Source organism: Pseudomonas sp. S4_EA_1b, assembly GCF_016307435.1.
GTDB classification, from domain to species: Bacteria; Pseudomonadota; Gammaproteobacteria; order Pseudomonadales; family Pseudomonadaceae; genus Aquipseudomonas; species Aquipseudomonas rhodesiae.
In genome coordinates this window covers 1-22,071 of the sequence record NZ_JAEILC010000016.1, presented here as the reverse complement: position 1 = coordinate 22,071, position 22,071 = coordinate 1, and the positions used below count along the sequence as shown (strand labels likewise).

At 60.2% G+C, this 22,071-nt stretch carries 21 protein-coding genes; 3 read left to right on the top strand and 18 right to left on the bottom strand.

Annotated elements, in window-relative coordinates; all coding sequences use genetic code 11:
- Positions 1-38: 38 nt before the first annotated feature.
- The gene (locus YA0848_RS06250) at positions 39-2,186 is read right to left on the bottom strand and encodes a 3-hydroxyacyl-CoA dehydrogenase NAD-binding domain-containing protein (protein ID WP_169902499.1); all 2,148 of its coding nucleotides are present in this window, start codon (positions 2,184-2,186) and stop codon (positions 39-41) included.
- A gap of 16 nt (positions 2,187-2,202) precedes the next feature.
- Entirely contained in the window at positions 2,203-3,408 is a 1,206-nt protein-coding gene (locus tag YA0848_RS06245) for an acetyl-CoA C-acetyltransferase (protein WP_034099754.1), read from the bottom strand.
- 651 nt (positions 3,409-4,059) lie between these two features.
- Between YA0848_RS06245 and YA0848_RS06240 the strand changes: the two genes are divergently transcribed.
- Positions 4,060-4,863, top strand: coding sequence for a c-type cytochrome (locus YA0848_RS06240; RefSeq protein WP_169902509.1), 804 nt, complete (start codon positions 4,060-4,062; stop codon positions 4,861-4,863).
- A 50-nt stretch (positions 4,864-4,913) separates the two neighbouring features.
- Here YA0848_RS06240 and YA0848_RS06235 read toward each other — a convergent pair whose 3' ends face one another.
- From YA0848_RS06235 to YA0848_RS06170, 14 genes are all read right to left on the bottom strand, one after another.
- Positions 4,914-5,717 (bottom strand): transglutaminase family protein, encoded by an 804-nt coding sequence (locus tag YA0848_RS06235; RefSeq protein WP_034099755.1) that lies wholly within the window; start codon positions 5,715-5,717, stop codon positions 4,914-4,916.
- Complete coding sequence (locus YA0848_RS06230; protein ID WP_034099756.1) at positions 5,714-6,664, bottom strand: alpha-E domain-containing protein; 951 nt, start codon at positions 6,662-6,664, stop codon at positions 5,714-5,716. The genes YA0848_RS06235 and YA0848_RS06230 overlap by 4 nt, the downstream gene beginning before the upstream one ends.
- 4 nt (positions 6,665-6,668) lie before the next feature.
- On the bottom strand, positions 6,669-8,078 hold the full coding sequence (locus YA0848_RS06225; protein WP_034114850.1) for a circularly permuted type 2 ATP-grasp protein: 1,410 nt from the start codon (positions 8,076-8,078) through the stop codon (positions 6,669-6,671).
- 410 nt (positions 8,079-8,488) lie between these two features.
- Positions 8,489-8,830, bottom strand: a complete 342-nt coding sequence (locus YA0848_RS06220) for a ribonuclease E inhibitor RraB (protein ID WP_034099758.1) — start codon at positions 8,828-8,830, stop codon at positions 8,489-8,491.
- Between the two features lie 213 nt (positions 8,831-9,043).
- Positions 9,044-9,280: a hypothetical protein gene (locus YA0848_RS06215; RefSeq protein ID WP_034099759.1), complete on the bottom strand. Its 237-nt coding sequence runs from the start codon at positions 9,278-9,280 to the stop codon at positions 9,044-9,046.
- A 103-nt stretch (positions 9,281-9,383) separates the two neighbouring features.
- A complete protein-coding gene (locus tag YA0848_RS06210; RefSeq protein WP_034114851.1) occupies positions 9,384-9,989 on the bottom strand; it encodes an START domain-containing protein in 606 nt (201 codons plus the stop codon).
- A 41-nt stretch (positions 9,990-10,030) separates the two neighbouring features.
- Positions 10,031-10,285 (bottom strand): YkgJ family cysteine cluster protein, encoded by a 255-nt coding sequence (locus YA0848_RS06205; RefSeq protein WP_034099761.1) that lies wholly within the window; start codon positions 10,283-10,285, stop codon positions 10,031-10,033.
- A 160-nt stretch (positions 10,286-10,445) separates the two neighbouring features.
- Positions 10,446-10,916 (bottom strand): hypothetical protein, encoded by a 471-nt coding sequence (locus YA0848_RS06200; RefSeq protein ID WP_034099762.1) that lies wholly within the window; start codon positions 10,914-10,916, stop codon positions 10,446-10,448.
- Between the two features lie 115 nt (positions 10,917-11,031).
- A complete protein-coding gene (locus YA0848_RS06195) occupies positions 11,032-12,471 on the bottom strand; it encodes an aminotransferase-like domain-containing protein (protein WP_034099763.1) in 1,440 nt (479 codons plus the stop codon).
- Positions 12,472-12,682: 211 nt separating this feature from the next.
- The gene (locus YA0848_RS06190; protein ID WP_034099764.1) at positions 12,683-13,498 is read right to left on the bottom strand and encodes an OmpA family protein; all 816 of its coding nucleotides are present in this window, start codon (positions 13,496-13,498) and stop codon (positions 12,683-12,685) included.
- Positions 13,495-13,857 carry a DUF4398 domain-containing protein gene (locus tag YA0848_RS06185; RefSeq protein WP_034099765.1) on the bottom strand — a complete coding sequence of 121 codons (363 nt, stop codon included), beginning with the start codon at positions 13,855-13,857 and terminating at the stop codon, positions 13,495-13,497. Before YA0848_RS06185 ends, YA0848_RS06190 begins: the two co-directional genes overlap by 4 nt.
- Before the next feature lie 9 nt (positions 13,858-13,866).
- Positions 13,867-14,685, bottom strand: coding sequence for a substrate-binding periplasmic protein (locus YA0848_RS06180; protein WP_184315811.1), 819 nt, complete (start codon positions 14,683-14,685; stop codon positions 13,867-13,869).
- 84 nt (positions 14,686-14,769) lie between these two features.
- Positions 14,770-15,699 (bottom strand): electron transfer flavoprotein subunit alpha/FixB family protein, encoded by a 930-nt coding sequence (locus YA0848_RS06175; RefSeq protein WP_078825740.1) that lies wholly within the window; start codon positions 15,697-15,699, stop codon positions 14,770-14,772.
- 2 nt (positions 15,700-15,701) lie between these two features.
- Positions 15,702-16,451 (bottom strand): electron transfer flavoprotein subunit beta/FixA family protein, encoded by a 750-nt coding sequence (locus tag YA0848_RS06170; RefSeq protein WP_034099768.1) that lies wholly within the window; start codon positions 16,449-16,451, stop codon positions 15,702-15,704.
- 515 nt (positions 16,452-16,966) lie between these two features.
- On the opposite strand from YA0848_RS06170, the gene YA0848_RS06165 reads away from it, so the two are divergent.
- Complete coding sequence (locus YA0848_RS06165; RefSeq protein WP_034114854.1) at positions 16,967-18,631, top strand: electron transfer flavoprotein-ubiquinone oxidoreductase; 1,665 nt, start codon at positions 16,967-16,969, stop codon at positions 18,629-18,631.
- Between the two features lie 108 nt (positions 18,632-18,739).
- Here the strand turns inward: YA0848_RS06165 and YA0848_RS06160 are convergent, their stop codons facing one another.
- Complete coding sequence (locus YA0848_RS06160) at positions 18,740-19,633, bottom strand: AraC family transcriptional regulator (protein ID WP_034099770.1); 894 nt, start codon at positions 19,631-19,633, stop codon at positions 18,740-18,742.
- Positions 19,634-19,854: 221 nt separating this feature from the next.
- Here YA0848_RS06160 and YA0848_RS06155 point away from each other — a divergent pair, with 221 nt between their 5' ends.
- Positions 19,855-20,907: an NAD(P)-dependent alcohol dehydrogenase gene (locus tag YA0848_RS06155; protein WP_034099771.1), complete on the top strand. Its 1,053-nt coding sequence runs from the start codon at positions 19,855-19,857 to the stop codon at positions 20,905-20,907.
- Here YA0848_RS06155 and YA0848_RS06150 read toward each other — a convergent pair whose 3' ends face one another.
- Positions 20,908-21,711 (bottom strand): IclR family transcriptional regulator, encoded by an 804-nt coding sequence (locus tag YA0848_RS06150; RefSeq protein ID WP_034099772.1) that lies wholly within the window; start codon positions 21,709-21,711, stop codon positions 20,908-20,910.
- Positions 21,712-22,071 lie beyond the last annotated feature (360 nt).

The window sequence follows — 22,071 nt, the reverse complement described above, 5'->3', positions numbered from 1 at the left end:
GCCTGCAAACCTACCTGCAAAGCAAGCCCCCGCCACACCTATACGAAACTCTCCCCTCGCGCGGCTTTTTGCAACAACAGTGCCGGCGGCGTGAACCGCTCGCCGTACTGTTCGGCCAAATAGCGGGCGCGAGCGATAAAGTCGTTCAGGCCGTATTGATTGATAAATTGCAATGCGCCGCCACTCCATGCCGCAAAACCGATGCCGAAGATCGAGCCCACGTTGGCGTCCGCCGTGGACATCAACACCCCCTCCTCCACACAGCGCACGGTTTCGATGGCTTGGATAAACAGCAACCGGTCGCGCACGTCCTGCGCCGAGATCCGTTGTTCGGGCCGCTCGAAGCGCTGTTTCAGCTCTGGCCACAGGTATTTCTGCCCGCCACTGGGGTACTCATAAAAACCGCCGCCAGCTGCTTTGCCCAGCCGTTTGAATTCATTGACGAGCCGCTCGATCACCGCCGTGGCTGGATGAGCCAGCACCGCCTGACCTTCGGCCAGCAGATCCTTGGCGGTTTGCTGTCGGATATGGCTCATCAGGCTGAGTGAGACTTCATCGGACACAGCCAGCGGCCCCACCGGCATCCCGGCCTTACGCGCCTCAGTCTCGATCAACGGCGCGGCCACGCCCTCGCCAAGCATGGCGATACCTTCATTGGTGAAGGTGGCGAACACCCGTGAGGTGAAGAATCCACGGCTGTCGTTGACCACGATGGGGGTTTTCTTGATCTGCAGTACGAAATCGAAACCACGGGCCAGGGTTTCGTCCGAGGTATGTGCGCCCTTGATGATTTCCACCAAGGCCATCTTGTCCACCGGGCTGAAGAAATGCAGACCGATAAATTTGGCGGGGTCCGGCACCGCCGTGGCCAGGCCGGTGATGGGCAAGGTGGAAGTATTGGACGCGATCACCGCATCGGCACTCACCACGCGCTGGGCGGCGGCCGACACCTTGGCCTTGAGTTCACGGTCTTCGAACACTGCTTCGATGATCAGGTCACAGCCGGCCAGGTCGCCGTCGTCCTGGGTGGGAAAAATCCGCGCAAGGATGCTTTCGCGCTGTTCGGCGCTCACTTGCCCACGGCCAAGCTTTTTGTCCAGCAGCGCCGCCGCGTGCGCTTTACCCCTCTCGGCCGCCGCCAGGTTGATGTCTTTGAGCACCACGTCGATCCCCGCGCAGGCGCTGACATAAGCGATACCCGCCCCCATCATGCCCGCGCCGAGTACACCGAGCTTGCGTGTCACATAAGGTGCAATACCTGCGGGGCGCGAACGCCCGGCATTGATGTCATTGAGCTGGAACCAAAAGGTGCCGATCATGTTCTTGGCCACTTGTCCGGTGACCAATTCAGTGAAATAGCGGGTTTCGATCAGGTGAGCCATGTCGACATCCACCTGAGCGCCTTCCACAGCGGCACAGAGGATTTTCTCCGGCGCCGGGAAACAGCCCTGGGTTTTGCTGCGCAGGATCGACGGCGCAATCGCCAGCATCTGCGCGACCTTGGGGTGCGACGGCGTGCCGCCGGGGATCTGATAACCCTTGTTGTCCCAGGGTTGTCTGGCCTCGGGGTTGGCAAGAATCCAGGCGCGGGCCTGGGCCAGCATCGCGTCGCGGTCCGTGGCCAGCGCATGGATCAAACCGGCTTGCAATGCTTGTTGCGGGCGTACTTTTTTACCTTCCAGCAAATACGGCAGGGCTTTTTCCAAGCCCAATAAACGCACCATACGCACCACGCCCCCGCCTCCGGGCAGCAGACCCAAGGTGACTTCCGGCAACCCCAGTTGCACCGATGGCTCGTCCAGCGCGATACGGTAATGGCAGGCCAGGCAAATCTCCCAGCCACCGCCCAGCGCCGCACCATTGATGGCGGCCACCACCGGCCTGCCAAGGGCCTCCAGGCGACGCAACTGCGCCTTGAGCACTCGCACGCCGTCGTAGAACGCCTTGGCATCGGCCTTGTCGACGGCGATCAACTCGTTGAGGTCTCCACCGGCGAAAAAAGTCTTCTTGGCCGACGTGATAACCACACCGGCGATGTGGTCCTTTTCCTCTTCAAGACGTGCGACGGTGGCGGCCATGGCCTCGCGGTATACGGCATTCATGGTGTTGGCACTCTGGCCAGGCAGGTCAAGGGTCAGCACCACGATCTGGTCCTGGCCTTTTTCGTAACGAATGGCATCGGTCATAACTAATTCCTTGGGCTCAGAGACGTTCGATCACAGTGGCGATGCCCATGCCACCGCCGACACACAGGGTGGCCAGGCCATAGCGCAGCTGGCGTGCCTCTAATTCGTCGAGCAAAGTACCGAGAATCGCACAGCCGGTGGCGCCCAACGGGTGGCCCATGGCGATCGAACCGCCATTGACGTTGACCCGCGCGGGGTCGATACCCATGTCCTTGATGAACTTGAGCACCACCGAGGCGAAGGCTTCGTTGACTTCGAACAAGTCGATGTCTTCCACGCGCAAACCGGCCTTGACCAAGGCTTTGCGGGTGGCCGGCGCGGGACCGGTGAGCATAATGGTGGGGTCGGTGCTGGTCACCGCAGTGGCAACAATCCGCGCCCGTGGGTGCAAGCCCAGCTCACGGCCCTTGGCCTCTGAGCCGATCAGCATCAACGCGGCACCGTCGACGATGCCGGAACTGTTGCCCGGTGTGTGCACATGCTGGATCCGCTCCACATGGCTGTAGACCCGCAACGCGGTGGCGTCGAAGCCCATCTGCCCGATCATCTCGAAACTGGGCTTGAGCTGGCCGAGCCCTTGGAGGGTGGACTCGGCGCGGATAAATTCGTCGTGATCCAGCAGCACAATGCCATTTTGGTCCTGCACTGCGATCAACGACTTATTGAAGGAACCGTCCGCGCGGGCCCTGGCTGCTTTCTGTTGGGAGTGTAAGGCAAAGGTATCGACGTCCTCGCGGGTGAAACCTTCCAACGTTGCGATCAAGTCCGCGCCAATACCCTGGGGGGTGAAATGGCTGTGCAGATTGGTCTGCGGGTCCAGAACCCAGGCGCCGCCGTCGCTGCCCATGGGCACGCGGGACATGGACTCGACGCCGCCCACCACCACCAAGTCTTCGAAGCCGGAGCGCACTTTCATCGCGCCCAGGTTGACCGCCTCCAGGCCTGAGGCGCAGAAGCGGTTGATCTGCACGCCGGCGACGCTGATGGCCCAGTCGGCGACCAGTGCGGCAGTCTTGGCGATATCCGCGCCTTGGTCACCGATCGGGGTGACGCAGCCGAGCACGATGTCATCCACCTGCTGGGTGTCGAGGTCGTTGCGTTGCGCCAGCGCCGTAAGCAACCCGGCGGCCAGGTTGACCGGTTTGACACTGTGCAAGGCGCCGTCGGCCTTGCCCTTGCCCCTGGGTGTGCGTATGGCATCAAAGATCAAAGCTTGGGTCATGACGTCCTCGAACCGCGTGCGTGTGTGCCCTTACCTTAAGCCCGATTGACACGGTTTCAATGACGGATGCGCTCATTGCCTTTGACCCTCATGCTCGGACGAACGGTAGGTGCCTAAGCTAATTGCCGGATTAATCGTTTTAGCTGTCTAGCCAAGGCATTGGCGCCAAGATGGCGTTATGCCTCATGTCGTTTTAAGCGCGAATTCGTATTAGCTGATACGAAATGGATCTAAGCCACGAAGAACGAGGGCTCTAAGGTTCAATCAGTAAGACGTTGCTGCCGGGTTTTGCCGGAGCGGCTGTAAGAAAAGCGACACGTCATAGCGCCATACTGGACGACCACGGCACGCATTTGACGCTCAGGAATAACAACAAAAGGCAGTCAGCCATGTTCAAGCATTCGAAAGTACGTCAGGCGGGACTTATTCTCTTCGCCACCACATTGATACTGATCCTACCCAACCTCACCAAGGTGATTGGGTGACCCTTCAGCCCCCGAATTCTGGGCATTTATCGCATCAGGATTGCAGCTTTTGGCAGCACCTGCCGGGACTTCGCCGTGCGCGATCCTATGGCAGGGGCTGTCTTTTTACGCGCGGTTTTCCGGTATCGTGAGCGCTTTCGCCATTTCTTATTACCGGGCCTTCCTCTTGAAACCGATCTTCGCCCTTCTCCTCGTGCTGTTTGCCCTGCCGGTCACGGCGGCGTCCCTGACCATCGAACTCGACCACGCCAGCAAGACCTGGCAGAGCGCCGACCTGCTCAAGCATCCGGCTGCGCAAACTGTGCATATCGTTGATGACGTTTCCTACAAGCGCACCATGACGTATCGCGCAGTGCCGCTGGCGCTACTCCTGCCGGGTCTTAAGCCGGAACACCATGTGCAAGCCGTTGCACTGGATGGCTTCGCCGCCGAGCTGAGCGCTGACCCACTGCTGCAAACCCACGGTGCCCGCGCCTGGCTGGCCGTGGAAGACCCCGCGCAGCCATGGCCGGCACTGGCCGACGGCAAGCCTAGCGCAGGTCCGTTCTATCTGGTGTGGACCGACCCACAGGCCGGGCCTATCAGCCCCGAACAGTGGCCATTCCAAATTTCCAGCATCAAACAGTTGAAAACCGTGGCGGAGCGCTTTCCCGCCCTCCTACCCGACCCGAAACTCGCAGCCGATGACCCGATCAATCAGGGTTTTGCACTGTTCCAGAAAAACTGCCTGGCGTGCCATCGCCTCAATGGCGCGGGGGATGCGCAGGTGGGACCGGACCTGAATATTCCCTTCAACCCTACGGAATATTTCGCCGCCGATTTCCTCAAGCGCTACATCCGTGATCCGCAAAGCCTACGGCATTGGCCACAGGCAAAAATGCCCGCGTTCACCGCCAGCGTGTTGCCGGACCATGAACTGGACCTGCTGGTGGGCTATCTGAAGCACATGGCGGGGCGTAAGCAGCCGTAAAGCTCAGCGCTCACCTTCGTTTGGCGGGTGAGCTTCACGGTGGAGGCTGGTTATTGCTGCTGGACTGAAATGACCGGCATCGGCGCCACGGACACTTTGGCGTGCATCTGTTCATGCCCGCCACCCCGGCGCATGCCGCGTACCGGGCAGGCATCGAGATAATCCAGGCCCACGGCCAGTTTCAAGTGGCGTTCCGGACGTGCCAGACGGTTGGTCACGTCGAAGCTGTACCAGGCGTCGTCAAGCCAGGCTTCGGCCCAGGCGTGGCTGGCCAAGTGAGTGCTGTCTTCGCTGTACAAATACCCCGACACATATCGCGCAGGAATCCCCAGGCTGCGCGCGCAAGCCAGGAACACATGGGCATGGTCCTGGCATACCCCCGCACGGCCAGCGAAAGCATGAGCGGCGCAGGTGTCGACTTCAGTGGCGCCAGGCGTGTAGACCATGGTTTCGTTGAGTGCGTGCATCAAATCAATCAGGGCGCTGCGGTCGCGCCGTTGGCCGCACTGCTGCTGGGCGAACCCGCGCAGGGCTTCATCGGCCTCGGTCAGGCGAGTGCCGCGCAGGAATGGATAGGCCGACTGTTGCTCGTGCTCGGCCTCGCGCAACTCATCGATATCCACCTGACCACGGGCGCCGATGATGATGGCGTCGTGGGGCTCATCCAGGGTCAGCACATGCAGGATATTGCCGAACGGGTCGACCTGCGCGCGCACCGGGCGCGGCAGATCCAGTTGCCAGCTGAGCACATGCTGGCGCTCGCTGTCGTGGGGCGTGAGGCGCAGGTACTGGATGCTGGCGCGCACTTGGTCTTCATAGTGGTAGGTGGTTTCGTGGCTGATGGAAAGTCTCATGCCGCCTCCAAGTAGGAATGGTAGATGGCATCGCCCAATTGGCGGACCAGGGGGATAAAGTCGGTCAGCCAGGCATGCAGGCCTTCTTCAAGGATTTCATCGATGGCGGTGAAGCGCAGGCGCGCATCCATCTCGGCGGCCAGGCGCTGCGCCGGGCGGCCATTGAGGCCCGGTAGGCTGGCGAGGATCTGGTCGATCTCTTCGCTGCACGCACGCAGCGAGCGCGGTACATCGGCGCGCAACAGCAGCAACTGCGCCACTTGCCGGGCACCGGGGGCGTCGCGATAGATTTCGGTGTAAGCCTCGAACGAGGACAAAGCACGCAGCAACGCGCTCCACTGGTAGTAGGCGTGAGCCGTACCATCGGTGACCGCGTCGGCGTGGTCGCCGGCCATTTCATAGCGCGCATCCAATAGACGAAGCGTGTTGTCGGCGCGCTCGATAAAGGTCCCCAAGCGAATGAAACGAAATGCGTCATTACGCATGATGGTGCCGTAGGTCGCGCCACGGAACAGGTGGGAGCGCTCCTTGACCCACTCGCAGAAACGGCTCATGCCATAACGGCTCAGGCCTTGCTGGGCGATATCGCGAATGTCCAGCCAAGTGGCATTGATGTTTTCCCACATGTCTGCGGTGATTCGCCCACGCACCGCATGGGCGCTGGCCCGCGCTGCGCCCAGGCAACTGTAGATACTGGCGGGGTTTGCTGCGTCCAGGGCAAAGAAGTGCAGCAGGCGCTCGGCGTGCAACTGGCCGTGGCGCTCGTGGTAATCCTCCAGGGTGCCGGTGATCAACAACGGCATCGCCAGTTCATGCAGGCCATCGCCGCGTCCGTCCTGGGGCATCAGCGACAGCGAATAACTCACGTCGAGCATGCGCGCGAGGTTTTCCGCACGCTCCAGGTAGCGCGACATCCAATACAGATCCGAAGCAGTTCGACTCAACATGGCATCAGTCCTCCACCACCCAGGTGTCTTTGGTGCCGCCGCCCTGGGACGAGTTGACCACCAGCGAGCCTTCGCGCAGGGCCACACGAGTCAGGCCGCCGGGGACCACACGCGTCTCCTTGCCGGACAGCACAAACGGGCGCAGGTCGATATGGCGCGGGGCAATACCGTTTTCCACAAAGGTCGGGCACGTGGATAGACACAGCGTGGGCTGGGCGATATAGGCATGGGGCTTGGCCATGATGCGCGCGCGAAAGGCCTCGATCTGCGCCGCCGTGGAGGCCGGGCCGACCAGCATGCCGTAGCCGCCGGAGCCTTGGGTCTCCTTGACCACCAACTGCGGCAGGTTAGCCAGTACGTGGGATAACTCGTCAGGCTTACGGCATTGAAAGGTCGGAACGTTCTGCAGGATCGGCTCTTCATCCAGGTAAAAGCGGATCATCTCGGTGACGAAGGGGTACACCGACTTGTCATCCGCGACGCCTGTACCGATGGCATTGGCCAGCACCACATTGCCCGAACGATAGGCAGCCAACAGGCCGGGCACTCCGAGCATGGACTCCGGGTTGAAGGCCAAGGGGTCGAGGAACGCGTCGTCGAGACGGCGATAAATCACATCCACCGCTTTGGGGCCGTCGGTGGTGCGCATAAATACACGGTCATCGCGCACGAACAGGTCGGCGCCTTCAACCAGTTCCACGCCCATTTCCCGGGCGAGAAACGCATGTTCGAAAAACGCGCTGTTGAATCGGCCCGGGGTCAGCACCACCACGCTGGGGTTATCCAGGGGGCTGGCGCTTTTTAGGGTATCGAGCAGCAGGTTGGGGTAATGATCGATCGGCGCAATGCGCTGGGCGGCGAACAGTTCGGGGAACAGGCGCATCATCATCTTGCGGTCTTCAAGCATGTAGCTGACACCGCTGGGTGTACGCAGGTTGTCTTCCAGCACGTAGTAAGTGCCGTCGCCATCGCGTACGAGATCGACCCCGGCGATGTGGGCATACAGATTGCCGTGCAAGTTCAGGCCCTGCATTGCCAATTGGTATTGCTCGTTGGCCAGCACCTGTTCGGCGGGAATGATCCCCGCTTTGATGATGCGTTGCTCGTGGTAAAGGTCAGCGAGAAACATATTCAACGCCTTGACCCGCTGAATACAGCCACGCTCGATAGTCCGCCATTCACTGGCCGGTATGCTGCGGGGGATGGTGTCGAAAGGGATCAGGCGCTCGGTGCCCTGTTCGTCCCCGTACAGGGTGAAGGTGATCCCGGCGCGGTGAAACAGCAAATCGGCTTCGCGCCGGCGCTGGGCCAGCAGTTCATCAGGGGTTTGGGCCAACCAGCGGGCGAACTCGCGGTAATGGGGGCGGACCTGCCCTGCCCCGTCGTACATTTCGTCGTAATAAGTGCGGATCATGCCGTACTCCTTGTCACCCGGACGCAAGAACCATCGCAAGGCCCGTGCCATCGGCATAAACACTTAAAAATCAGTGAGTTGAATAGATCCAGGCAGTTAATCGCACCTTCCTGGTGCGTCGAATGCCTGGTGTGTCGTGGCGCGCTTCATCGTAATGCGGGCTTTGACTATCAAGAGCATAGTCAGAGTTGATTTCACTGGCCCGCCATAGCTGCGGATAATCGCCACCATCTGCTGAACAGACCTTCAGCGCTCCGCTCTTCCCTTCGGCCACCCTACTCGGGTGGCTTTTTTTTGGTGCATGAAAAGAGCCCGCAAGTTCCGCCGGGGTTCGCGCCGGCGCAAACAAAATCGGCCGACCCGAAGGTCAGCCGATACGCTGCGTTGCTAACGATGTGGAAGACGCACAATTACATCGGCCGGCCCCGCACCTCCTGCTTGACGCCCCAGCCCTCGATAATGCCGCCCAAGGGCTCGACCACTGCTTCAAAGTCTTGCTCGAAGTCTCCTATGCCGTCGTAGGTTGCAGACATGATCTTGCTCAGTTCCAAGTACCAGGCGCCATCATCGCGCGCGCTGACCTGAGCGTTCAGGGATTCGCCACGAAATTCGCCCGCTGCTCTGCGCGCCCGTTCTTCGTCCGGGAAAATCGCGTAGAACTCAATGGGATGAAACCGTGAAAAATCGAAACCGCCTTCTTTCATGCGGCGCAGAACGTGGGTGCTGATGTCTTCTTGATAGGCTGTGCTCATGAAAAGTGCTCCTCAATACGATGGATAGACTTTCCGTGCTTCCCGAAGCCCGCGCCTTACTGGCACGGGAACTACGGCAATGGTTTCACCGCTGGAAAACAAGCATGTAGCTGACAAGACCAGACCTTAGCGATTCATTCGCTGATCTCGTTTGCAGAGTAGCGCGAAGCAATCGCCTCCACCAGAGGCGCTTGGGTGGAGGACAGGGAATATTCAGGCGGCGGGAGAAATGTCGAGAATCTGGATACTGTTCTGGTCTTTGAGGATCTTGACCGTCGGCTCTGGCTTGCGCCCCTCAAGGTCATTGAGGTCGAGTTCGGCGGCGACCGGCACCAGTTTGCTGCGAATCATATGCGCAGCGTCTTCGAGGCTGGGCTTTTGTTCGCAGGTGAACTGCTCTACGGATTTTTCGCCGTGATCATCAACGAAGGTAATTTGCCACGTTTGCATCGGTGCCTCCTCGATAAAACCCGTGTGTGGGCTCACCTTTATCTGGACCTTGGGGGTTCGCCAAACGTTCCACCCAAGGCAGGAAGCACCCGATCAATCGCGCTTATTTTTCCGCGCGGGCTTTGAGCGCCTTGAGGGTGTTGAACGGCGCGTCGACCACGAACTTGTTGGCCAGCCACGAAGGCACGCTGCCGCCTGGCTCGGTGTGCACCTGGTAGGTCACTTCGGTTTCGTTAGCGCCCTTTGGCACCAGTTTCCAGAAACCTTCGACCTGGGCCACACGTACGAAGCCTTTTTCCTCAGGCTTGTAAGTCGGCACGCCTTCCAGCTTGCGGGTCACGCTACCGTCAGCCGCTTTGGTGGAGGTGACGTGGGTATAAGAGTCACGCGGCGTCACAGGCCATGGCGTGTTGAACTGGGTGTAGGTCCAGGCCTCGTCGCCTTTGCTGTCAATCAGCTTTTGCGACTTGCACTCATGAATCCAGGCACATGCGCCAACCACGTCCTCTTGGATAGCGACGATCTTGGCCACGGGCGCCTTGATCACCGTTACACCGCGATACGCCTTGTATTTGGAGCCTGCAACTTCGCTCAGGGATACCTTGATGCCGTCGTCGTCTTTGGCGGTCACCCATTCTTCAGCCTGGGCGGTGGCCGCAAATAACACGGTAAAGCCGCACACCACAGCCATTCGTTTCAGCGAACCCATTGTTGTATTCCTTATTGTTCAAGTTCCGAGAGTAAAGCCCATCAAGCCGCCGTCATATGTTCCCACCAGCCGATCAAACGGATCGCATCGGCCTGGTCGGTGCCGCACACCTCGATATCAGCCTTGAAATCACTGCACACCGCCGGCCGTTCCGGCTGGCCGAACAGTTGACACAGCAATTCGACAGACAGGTGCATACAGCGTTCACCCGCCGGCTTGCCATTGGGCATGCCGGGCAACGGCGAACTGATGGAGGGGGCGATGCAGCAAGCGCCACAGCCTTCACGGCATTTCATGACCAGCAGGTCCTCGACGACTCAATAGGATGGCCGGGCTAGAGTACGCCCTTAAACAGCCGTTTTAAAATGGTCCAACAGCGGTTTTTCACACAAAACGAAAGTGACTGACCAGTCTGCGACAGATGGTCGAAACGTCGAGTCACTTGGTAGGAAAAGTTTACTGCTTGAATTCGAAATCCAGCGCCGCGCCCTCAACATCACGCCGCTCTTCGTTGCGCAATTGCAGGCGCATTTCGTTGCTGAGCAGGCGACCGTTAATCTGGAAAGCGCTATTGTCGGTGGGCTTCTCAGCGAACATCGGCGGCAGCAACGGCACGCTCTTGGGCTGGGGCATGGTGCCCAGCGGCTGCAAGTGCCTGACCATGTCCGAAGGCAATGACAGGTCCAACTGGGCCGGCGGCAGTTTGGTCTCGGCCACTTCGTGGGCAGACTTGGCCTTTTTGGCCGCCGCGCGTTTCTTGGCGGCGTTTTTCTTCACAGAAGCGGCCGTCTTAGCCGGCGCCGGCTTAGTGTTCTGTGCGCTCGCCGCGGGCTTGCTTTCGCTCACGGGAGTCGCCGCCAGCAGCGTGGGGACGTTACACAGGCTTAACAGGCCAATCACCAAAACAGCTCGGAACATCGAGGTCATATCGCCTACAGCATTAACGGCAGAAGGCCACATGCTCGCCTGTTGAGGGCAACATGACAAGCTCGGTGATTAGCCAGCTATCGGCAATGTGCCCATTGTGTATGTCGGCCGTGCCTTAAAATCCGGCGGCGGTCTCCTGGCACAACTGACTGGCCAGCATTCCCAAGGTCATCAACGCCCGCTCTGCCTCGCGGTTCCACGGCGTACCGCAGTTGAGCCGGATGCAGTGGTTGAACTGCTCGGTGTTACTGAAGATCAACCCGGGCGCGATGCTGATGCCCTGCTGCAAGGCACGCACATGCAGTTCCTGGGTATTGACCCGCCCGGGCAAACTGACCCACAGGATAAAACCGCCGGTGGGACGAGTCATCTGTGTGCCTTCCGGAAAATACTGCTGCACCGCCAGCTGGAAGGCGCTGAGGTTCTTGCGGTATTCCTGGCGGATGTAGCGCAAATGCCTGTCATAACCGCCGTTCTCCAGGTATGCCGCCACGCCCATTTGGGTCACGCTACAGGCCGAATGGGTGCTGAACATCTGCAAACGTTGGATCTCCTGCTGGTACTTGCCGGCAATCATCCAACCGATACGCACGCCGGGGGATAAGGTTTTGGAGAAGCTGGAGCAATAGATCACCCGGTCCAGGCGGTCATAGGCTTTGAGGGCCTTGGTGCGGCCCAGCTCGAACATCAGCTCGCCGTAGATATCGTCCTCGACGATCTGGATATCGAAATCCGAAGCCAACCGCAGCAGGTGTTTCTGCCGCTCCTCAGGCATGGTGCCACCCAAGGGATTACTCAGCCGCGTGGTGAGCACCAGCGCCTTGATCGACCATTGGTTGGCCGCCAGTTGCAGGGCTTCCAGGCTCATGCCGGTGGCCGGGTCGCTGGGGATCTCAATGACCTTCAGGCCCAGCAGGTCCGCCAGTTGCAGCAGGCCGTAATAAGTGGGGGATTCCGCCGCGATCAGGTCGCCGGGGCGGGTCAGCACACGCAGTGACATCTGCAACGCATCGACGCACCCGTGGGTGATCACCACTTCGGAAGGGTCTACCACCACGCCGGCATCGCGCATGCGGATCGCCACCTGGCGGCGCAGCGGCTCGAAGCCGGGGCTGAACATATAGCTGAATGCCCGCGGACTCTGGAAACGCGTGACCTTGGCCAATTGCTGATGCAGGGCGCGCACCGGCAGGTAGTCGACGCTCGGCACCGCAGCGCCCAACGGGAACACACCTTCGCGGCGCGACTCACCCAAAACCTGCTGGATAATGCTGCTGCGCGTGACCAGCCCCGGGCGCTCCACCCGTGCGATATCCGGCGTGGGCGCGGTGAGCGCGGGGGTTTGATGCACGTAGTAACCGGACTGCGGTCGCGCCCTGATCAGCCCCTGGTCCTCCAGGTTGGCATAGGCTTGCAATACCGTGGCGTGGCTCACATTGAGCTGGGAACTCATCTTACGTACCGAAGGCACGCGTTCGCCCGGTTGATAAACACCACGCCGGATATCCTCAGCCAGTTGCTGAGCGATACGTTGGTACAGCAAGAGATTGGTCATGTCGCAGCACTCGATTTCACGGGCATTTTATTTTTGTGTGAAACATACCGGCACAGTTTAGAAGTGTACGGGGACAGTTGCCACAATAGTCGAGCACGACGGGCAGTGATAGCAAAAACTGTAAGGGTGGTGCTGAGGATATTCAGGCTCGTGCAAAAAAAATGTGGGTAGGGGGTTGCCCCCATCCCACATTTTTAACCAGCGTAAGGCTTTAGCGGGCGGCGCCCAGTTGGCCCTTGGCATCGGAAAACACGATTTCTACGCGACGGTTCTGCGCGCGGCCGCGCTCGGAAGCGTTAGCTTCCACCGGGTACTGGTCGCCATAGCCTTCGACCTGAATGCGCTTTTCGTCGATGCCCAGGTCTACCAGCACATCAGCTACCGATTGCGCGCGGTCACGGGACAGTTTGAGGTTTTCCTGCTCGCCACCGGTACTGTCGGTGTAACCCTCGATGCGCACCACGCGCTTGGGGTTCAGTTGCAGAAATTGCACGATCTTGAGCACGGTGCGGTTGGCCGAGTTTTTCAGTTCCGCCTCGCCGGTGTCGAACAGCACATCGCCCAGGGTCATCACCAGGCCCCGATCGGTCTGGGTGGTAGCCAGGCTGGCGATCTGCTCTTCGAGCCATTTGCCCTGTTGCTGCACGCTGCTCAGTTTGCTTTCGCGTAGGGCTAGTTGCAGGCGCTGACGTTCCAGTTCGAGCTTGGCGCCGCGTTCTTCATTGAGTGCCTGTTCGGTGTGTTCGCGGGCGATGGCGCTGTAGCGCTGGCTCAAGTAGGCGTAGTGCACGACGTCGGCGCCGCTGCCCCAGTAGCTGGACAAGCGATCGGCGCGGGCCAGGGATTCACCCGCGCGAATCACGTCCTTGGGCGCGATGCGCAACACATTGGCGTCTTCCTTGACCTTCTGAAAGTCGCTCCCCGCCTGTTGCAAGGCCTGCTCGCCACTCGGGTGGCTGGCACATCCGCCCAGCAACGCGCTGCCCAGCAGCACTGCGCAGCTCACACCTCGGATCATCGGGCTCATTGGGCGTCTCCCAATTGCAATTGCTTGCGCAGGCGCGTGATACGGGTATTGAGCACGTTCAGTTGTTCCTGGCTCTTGCGAGTCAGCACTTTGGCTTCGGCCAGCCGCGCATCCAGCTCGGCCTGTTCGGCTTGCATGCGCGCATCCTTGAAGGATTGCTCGGCCATATCGGCCTTGGCCTGGGCGAATTTGTCCTCGGCCAGCTTCAACTCGGGGGATTCATCGGCATTGGCGCCGACGGCACTGGCCTGTTCCAGGGCTTGCTGGGTGAGGCGTATTTGTTCATTCGGCGCAGGATCGGCTGCACATCCCGCCAGAGCGACAACGGCGAGGGCCGCGAAAAGAGGTCGAAGAGTCACTGAAAATCCCTACTTTGTTGGGGTGCCGACAGATTGTTGCAGTTGCGCCTTCCAGCGCTCGATATTGCGCTGCAGAACGGCTTGTACCCCATCGGACCCGGCCAATTCTGTCATCTTTTTGGCCAGCTGTCCGCGCAGCCATGGATCATTGCAGGCCGAGTTGTGGGAAATCGCCAGGTACAGGCCAGGTTGATCGACGGGCACATCACGGGCGACCAGGTCGCTGCTCATACCCAGCGACTGCGCCATGGCGGTGCCGGAATAGCGACCGGCCAGCACATATTCCACCTCCCCCAGCAACAACTTTTGAAACGCAGGCGTCAACGTGGGAAAGCGTTGCAGGGTCAGTTGCTGATTGGCGAAGGTTTCAAATTCACGGCTTAGGCGCGCACGCTCGGAAATGGCGCCTTTATGACCGTGAAGATCGGCGGCCGTGGCATAGGCCAGCGCCGAATCCTTGCGCGTCCAGACCAGATAATCGGTCTGCATCAGGGCCGGATGGATATAGTCGAAGTGGTCCAGCTCCGCCAGATTAAGCGGTGCATCGGCCAGCATATCCATGCGTCCGCTGCGTGCTTCATCCGAAGCCAGGGTGCGCTTGCCGCCGTAGAGCAGGTCGATTTTCAGCCCCAGGTCACTGGCGACTTGCTGCAACACATCGGCAGTGGCACCGATCAGGTGCGTGGGGTCCTGCGGGTCGCGCCATAAGAGCGGCGGTGCATCCGGGCTGCCGGTAATCACCAGACGATCACATTTACCGGCAGCCAGCGACAGGGTCGGCAGCAACAGTGTGATACCCAGCAGTGCGGTCCAAGGGCGCAGGTCCATGGCACGGTTCTCCAATTTTCAAAAAAGCCGGGCATAAAAAAGCCCGGTCATACGACCGGGCCCTTTATAAGTGAAGCGACTGGATTAGACCAGCTTCTCCAACTCAGGTACGGCTTCGAACAAGTCCGCTACCAGACCGTAATCGGCTACCTGGAAGATCGGTGCTTCTTCGTCCTTGTTGATCGCGACGATCACTTTGGAGTCCTTCATACCGGCCAAATGCTGGATCGCGCCGGAGATACCGACGGCGATGTACAGCTGTGGCGCAACGATCTTGCCGGTCTGGCCGACCTGCATGTCGTTGGGTACGAAACCTGCGTCGACGGCCGCGCGGGAAGCGCCAACCGCAGCGCCCAGCTTGTCGGCCAGGGCGTACAGGTGCTTGAAGTTATCGCCGTTCTGCATGCCGCGGCCGCCGGAAACGACGATCTTGGCAGCGGTCAGTTCAGGACGATCGGACTTGGCCAGTTCTTCACCAACGAAGCTGGAAGTGCCGGCGTCGTGGGCAGCCGCAACCGCTTCAACAGCGGCCGAACCACCTTCGGCGGCGACCGGGTCGAAACCGGTGGCACGCACGGTGATCACTTTGATCGCAGCGCTCGATTGCACGGTGGCAATGGCGTTACCGGCATAGATTGGGCGCTTGAAGGTGTCAGCGCTTTCGACCGAGATGATCTCGGAGATCTGGTCAACGTCCAGCTGCGCGGCAACCCGTGGCAGGATGTTTTTGCCGTTGGAGGTGGCGGCGGCCAGGATGTGGCTGTAGCCCTTGCCCAACTCGGCGACCAGCGGCGCAACGTTTTCTGGCAGCTGGTGCGCGTAGGCGGCGTTGTCAGCGTTCAGAACCTTGCTCACACCGGCGATTTTTGCAGCGGCTTCAGCCACGGCGCCCGCGCCCTGGCCGGCGACCAGTACGTGAATGTCGCCACCGATCTTAGCGGCGGCAGCCACGGTGTTCAGGGTGGCCGGAGCCAGCACCTTGTTGTCGTGTTCGGCGATTACCAAGATAGTCATGTTCAGATTACCTTCGCTTCGTTTTTCAGTTTCTCGACCAGTTCGGCCACCGACTTGACCTTGATGCCCGCGCTGCGTGCAGCCGGCGCTTCGACTTTGACGGTCTTGTTGGTGGAGGCGGTGGAAACGCCCAAGGCATCCGGAGTCAGCGACTCAAGCGGCTTTTTCTTGGCTTTCATAATGTTTGGCAGGGACGCGTAGCGCGGCTCGTTCAAACGCAGGTCGGTGGTGACGATGGCCGGCAGTTTCAGGGAAACCGTCTGAGCGCCGCCGTCGATTTCGCGGGTCACGGCAACGCTGTCGCCGCTTACTTCGACCTTGGAAGCGAAGGTGCCCTGGCCGTAACCGGTCAGTGCAGCCAGCATCTGGCCGGTCTGGTTGTTGTCGCTGTCGATAGCTTGTTTGCCGAGGATCACCAGCTGAGGCTGTTCCTTATCGACAACGGCTTTGAGCAACTTGGCCACGGCCAGGGAGGTAAGGTCCTCGGCAGACTCGACCAGGATGGCGCGGTCCGCGCCCAGGGCCAGGGCAGTGCGCAACTGCTCTTGAGCGGTGGTTGGGCCGATGGACACCACGACGATTTCAGTCGCAACGCCTTTCTCTTTCAGACGCACTGCTTCTTCAACAGCGATCTCGCAGAAAGGGTTCATCGACATTTTGACGTTAGCAAGATCGACGCCGGAATTGTCCGCCTTGACGCGAACTTTCACGTTGTAATCGACAACGCGTTTGACAGCTACAAGAACCTTCATGGATTCCTCGTTACTCTCCGGTGAAAAGAAAGTCGCCTAGGCGAACCTGGCGGTTGATGCTCATCGGCACACAAGGGCACCTCCAAAAACCTCAGCAGCGGCAAACCGACGCAAGTGACGACCGTTCGTCAGGGGTGACTGGGAGGTCATTCTTAATCGCGGCGTGTAGACTGCGTGCCATTCTTTGCACGCATACCTGCCGTTTATACCGTTGCGTTGCTTTTGGACGTGCTCTTGAAACCCGCTGTCTGCCTACGGTAAGCGCAAAACCGACCGTATCTTGACCGGAACGCCTATTCTGGTCAATACGGCAAAATGGTCAGTCATAAGCCGCGTTGCTTTGATTTACCTAGCCTGCGGGCAATTCAAACAAACGTTTGTATTGGACGCTGACAGTGGTCTATATATAATGCGCCACCTAGAGAGAACGGTGGGTCTTACCGTTGCTGTAAGACGATGCCGAACCTCCATCCATTAGAAAAAAAGCCTGTTGAGCCTTGAGTAGGAGATAGCCTGTGGAACGCGAATACATGGAATTCGACGTGGTCATCGTCGGCGCTGGCCCGGCTGGCCTGTCCGCCGCCTGCCGACTGAAGCAGAAGGCCGCCGAAGCCGGTAAGGAAATCAGCGTCTGCGTGGTCGAGAAAGGCTCTGAAGTCGGCGCCCATATCCTCTCCGGTGCCGTGTTCGAACCACGCGCCCTGAACGAACTGTTCCCGGACTGGAAAGAACTCGGCGCCCCACTCAACACCCCCGTGGTGCGCGACGACATCTATGTACTGCGCAGCAGCGATACCTCGACCAAGGTGCCTGACTTCTTTGTGCCCAAGACCATGCACAACGAAGGCAACTACATTATTTCCCTGGGCAATCTATGCCGCTGGCTGGCCCAGCAGGCCGAGAACCTCGGCGTGGAAGTCTACCCAGGCTTCGCCGCCCAGGAAGCGCTGTTCGACGAAAACGGCGTGGTGCGCGGGATCATCACCGGCGACCTCGGCGTCGACCGAGAAGGCAAGCCGAAAGACGGCGTCTATACCCCCGGTATGGAACTGCGCGGCAAGTACACACTGTTCGCCGAGGGCTGCCGTGGCCATATCGGCAAGCAACTGATCCAGCGCTTCAAGCTGGACAGCGATGCCGACGCCCAGCACTACGGTATCGGTCTCAAGGAAATCTGGGAAATCGACCCGGCCAAGCATCAGCCAGGCCTTGTGGTGCACACCGCCGGTTGGCCGCTGGATATCATGAGCAACGAGAACACCGGTGGCTCGTTCCTTTATCACTTGGAAAACAACCAGGTGGTCGTCGGCCTGATCGTTGACCTGTCCTACAGCAACACCTTCCTGTCGCCGTTCGATGAGTTCCAGCGCCTCAAGCACCACCCGGTGCTGGCCCAGTACCTGGAAGGCGGCAAGCGCATCAGCTACGGTGCTCGTGCACTGGCCAAGGGCGGCATTAATTCGCTGCCGAAAATGGTCTTCAAGGGTGGCGCGCTGATCGGCTGCGACCTGGGCACGATGAACGTGGCCAAGATCAAAGGCAGCCACACCGCCATGAAGTCCGGCATGCTTGCCGCTGACGCCGTGGCCGAGCGTCTGTTCGCCGAGTCCGAAGGCGGTGACGAGTTGACCAACTACGTCGACAGTTTCAAAGCCAGCTGGCTGTACGAAGAACTGTTCGCCAGCCGCAACTTCGGCCCGGCGATGCACAAGTTCGGCCCGATCATCGGTGCCGGCTTCAACTGGTTCGACCAGAACATCCTGGGCGGCAAAATGCCGTTCACCCTGCACGACACCAAGCCGGACTACGCCTGCCTTAAGCTGGCCAAGGACTGCCAGAAGATCGACTACCCCAAGCCCGACGGCAAACTGAGCTTCGATAAACTCAGCTCGGTGTTCATCTCCGGTACCAACCACGAAGAAGAACAGCCGTGCCACTTGAAGCTCAAAGACCCAAGCATCCCGATCGGCACCAACCTGCCGCTCTACGATGAACCGGCGCAACGCTACTGCCCGGCCGGCGTGTATGAAGTGATCACCCAGGAAGACGGCGAGAAGCGCTTCCAGATCAACGCCCAGAACTGCGTGCACTGCAAGACCTGCGACATCAAGGACCCTTCGCAGAACATCACCTGGGTCACGCCGGAAGGCGCGGGCGGGCCGACTTACCCGAATATGTAAGCCAGAGAAGGCTCCCACATGGGAGCCTTTTTTATAGTCAACATCAGTCCTGTGTGGAAGGGAGCAAGCCCGCCTACCACCTTTGGATTGTGTCTTCGCCTGAACTCACTACGCAGCTCGTTCTTCACCCGGATTGCGCAAAAAGTAGCGCTTATATTCCCGGCTGAACTGCGACGTACTCTGATATCCCACGCTGTGCGCTGCCTGCGCCACGCCCATGCCGTCCACCAGCAGCAACTGCTGCGCCTTCAACAACCGCAAACGCTTGAGGTACTGCACGGGCGACAACAACGTGCAGCGCTTGAAGTGCTCGTGAAAGGTCGACGCGCTCATGTGCGCAAAGCCGGCCAACGTCTCGATATTCAGCGGCTCGGCGTAATGGGCATGCAGATGATTTAGCGAGGTGGCGATGCGCGAGAATTGCCCCTGCTGCTCCACCAGTGCACGCAGCACATCGGCCTGAGGCCCGCGCAAGGCGGTGAACAGCAATTCGCGCACCCGCGACGGGCCGATGATCCGGCTTTCCAGCGGATCGTGCAGGCACTGCAACAGTCGCTCGACGCAACCTCGCATCGCGTCGTCGAGCACCACCGAACTCATCGACGCCAATGTCTGCGCAGTGGGCGGTGGTCCGGCCTGAATACCCATGGCCATGACCAGCTCGCCGAGCACCACGCGGTCGATCCCCACCGTCACCCCCAGCAACGGCGCGCCGGGCGCCATTGCAAAGGTCTCGCACTCGAACGGCACCGGCATCGCCTGGATCAAGTAATGCCCGGCGCCGTACTCCAGCGTACGCGGGCCCAGGTACGCGACTTTGCTGCCCTGGGCCACGAACATCAGGCTCGGCTCGTAGATCTGCGGGCCGCGTGCCACATCACAACTGGCACGCAAAACCTGTACGCCAGGCAAGTGGGTCGGGGAGAAACCGTCACGGGTCGTGAGGCCCTCGATCAAGGAAACCAACGTGGCGTTGGCGTCGAGATGGCGGGTCAATAGCATAAAAGCAGTTCTCGGGAGTTTTCAGATCTGAGCATCAGCAAGCTTCAACCTCAAGCTGCAAGAGAGCGCGCAGTTTATAGCTTGCGGCTTGTAGCTTGCTGCTTTTAGCTGCTCCCCCGGAGCTTTAGGCATAAGACTCGGAGCAATCGCCATGGCCGCCAACCAAGTCGATGGGGACAATGGCCCGCCTCACTTGTCATTGTTTTTGCGAGGTTCTCTGCATGTACACCGCCATCGGTTACGCCGCCCAGTCGGCCACCACTCCCCTCGCCCCCATGAGTTTCCAACGTCGCAGCCCACGGGCCGACGACGTGGCCATCGAGATTCTGTACTGCGGCGTGTGCCACTCTGACATTCACCAGGCGCGCAACGAGTGGGGCATCGCCGTCTACCCGCTGATGCCCGGCCACGAGATCGTCGGCAAAGTCACCGCCGTGGGCGCCAGCGTCACCGCGCACAAAGTCGGCGACCTGGTGGGCGTGGGCTGCATGGTCGATTCGTGCCGCCAGTGCCAGGCTTGCCAGTCGGACCTCGAGCAATACTGCCTTGAAGGCCCGACCATGACCTACGCCACCCCCGACCGTGTGGACGGTAGCAACACCATGGGCGGCTACTCCGACAGCATCGTGGTCAGCGAACATTTTGTGGTGAAGATCCCGGCCAAGCTCGACCTCGCCAGCGCTGCGCCGATCCTGTGCGCGGGCATCACCACCTACTCGCCGCTCAAACACTACGGCGTCAAGGCTGGCGACAAAGTCGGGATTCTCGGCATGGGTGGCCTGGGCCACATGGGCATCAAGTTCGCCAAGGCCATGGGCGCGGAAGTGACGCTGTTTACCCGTTCCGCGAGCAAGGCCGAAGAAGGCCGTCGCCAGGGCGCCGATCATGTGATCGTGTCCACCGACGCCGAGCAAATGAAAGCCGCCGCCGGGCACTTCGACTTCCTGCTGGACACCATCCCGGTGCAGCACGACCTGAACCCCTACCTCGATACCCTGCGTTTTGACGGCGTGCATATTCTGGTGGGCCTGATCGAGCCGGTGGACCCGCCCGTCAATGCCGCCAAACTGGTGCTGGGGCGCAAAGTGCTGGCCGGTTCGTTGATCGGCGGTATTGCTGAAACCCAGGAAGTCCTGGATTTCTGTGCCGAGCATGGCATCACCTGCGATATCGAAATGCTCGACATCCGCCAAATCAACGAGGCTTACACCCGCATGATCGCCGGCGATGTGAAGTACCGCTTTGTCATCGACATGGCGACCCTCAAGGTCTGATCAGGCCTTCGCGCCCAACTCCGCCGACAGCCGTGCTGCGACCTGTTTGATTACAGGGATCAGCTCGGCCATTTTTTCCAGCGGCATGTAGGGCACGGTACTGGCGATGCTGATGCCGGCGACGATCCGCCGGCTGGCATCGCGCACCGGTGCGGCCACGCAACGGATCGACGGTTCGTTGTCTTCCAGATCGAACGCATAACCACCCGCCACGTACTCGTGCATGCGTTGCTCGAACTGCGCCCAGGATTGCTCAGGATGGTGGGGCCACTGCAGATTCTTCCCGCCTGCTGGCAGGCTGGCGTCGTACAAGCGTTGCCATTCCTGTACCGAATCATCCAGCAACATCGCCTTGCCCACCCCGGTACGCGCCAACGGCATGCGATGGCCGACCCGCGAGCGCATTTCCGGGCCGTAGCGGCCAGGGTTCTTGTGCAGGTAGAGCACATCATCGTGTTCGCGGATGGCCAAGTGGATGGTGTCGCCGGTCAGCGCCGATAGTTCGTCCAGGTACGGCACCGCCAGGGTGACCAGCGGCAACTCTTCGCGCGCCTGGAACCCCAACTCGATCAACTTCGGCCCCAGCAGGTAACCGACTTGCGGCACCACACGCAGGTAACGCTCGTCCACCAGGCAACTGGCCAGGCGGTGGGTGGTGCTGCGAGTGGTGCCGATGCGCTTGGCGATCTCTTTCAGATCCCGCGCACCCGCCGCCACCGCCTGCACCACCCCCAGGCCACGCAACAGGGTCTGGGTGCCGGTGGGGGCGGCGTCTTTGACGGGGGTGTGGGCGTTTTCCTGCATATCGGGCCTATTGGGAAGTACGAAAACGGGCGCCATTATGGCAAATACCCGAGGGCAACACAGTGCGGATATCTATGTAGGGGGCTTTGCCCGATAGCTGTGGGTCAGTTTGAACATCCGGGTCTGACACACCGCTATCGGGGGCAAGCCCCCTCCCACCTTTTGATTTCACATGACCAAGGCTCAGCGTTGTTTCATGGGCTCAGTCACCGCTGCCAGCACCAGCATCGATCCCCCTCCCAGCTTTTGATTTCACATGACCAGGGCTCATCGCTGTTTCATGGGCTCGATCACCGCTGCCAGCAACAACATCGAACCGCTTTACTGTGGGAGGGGGCTTGCCCCCTCCCACATTGAGTC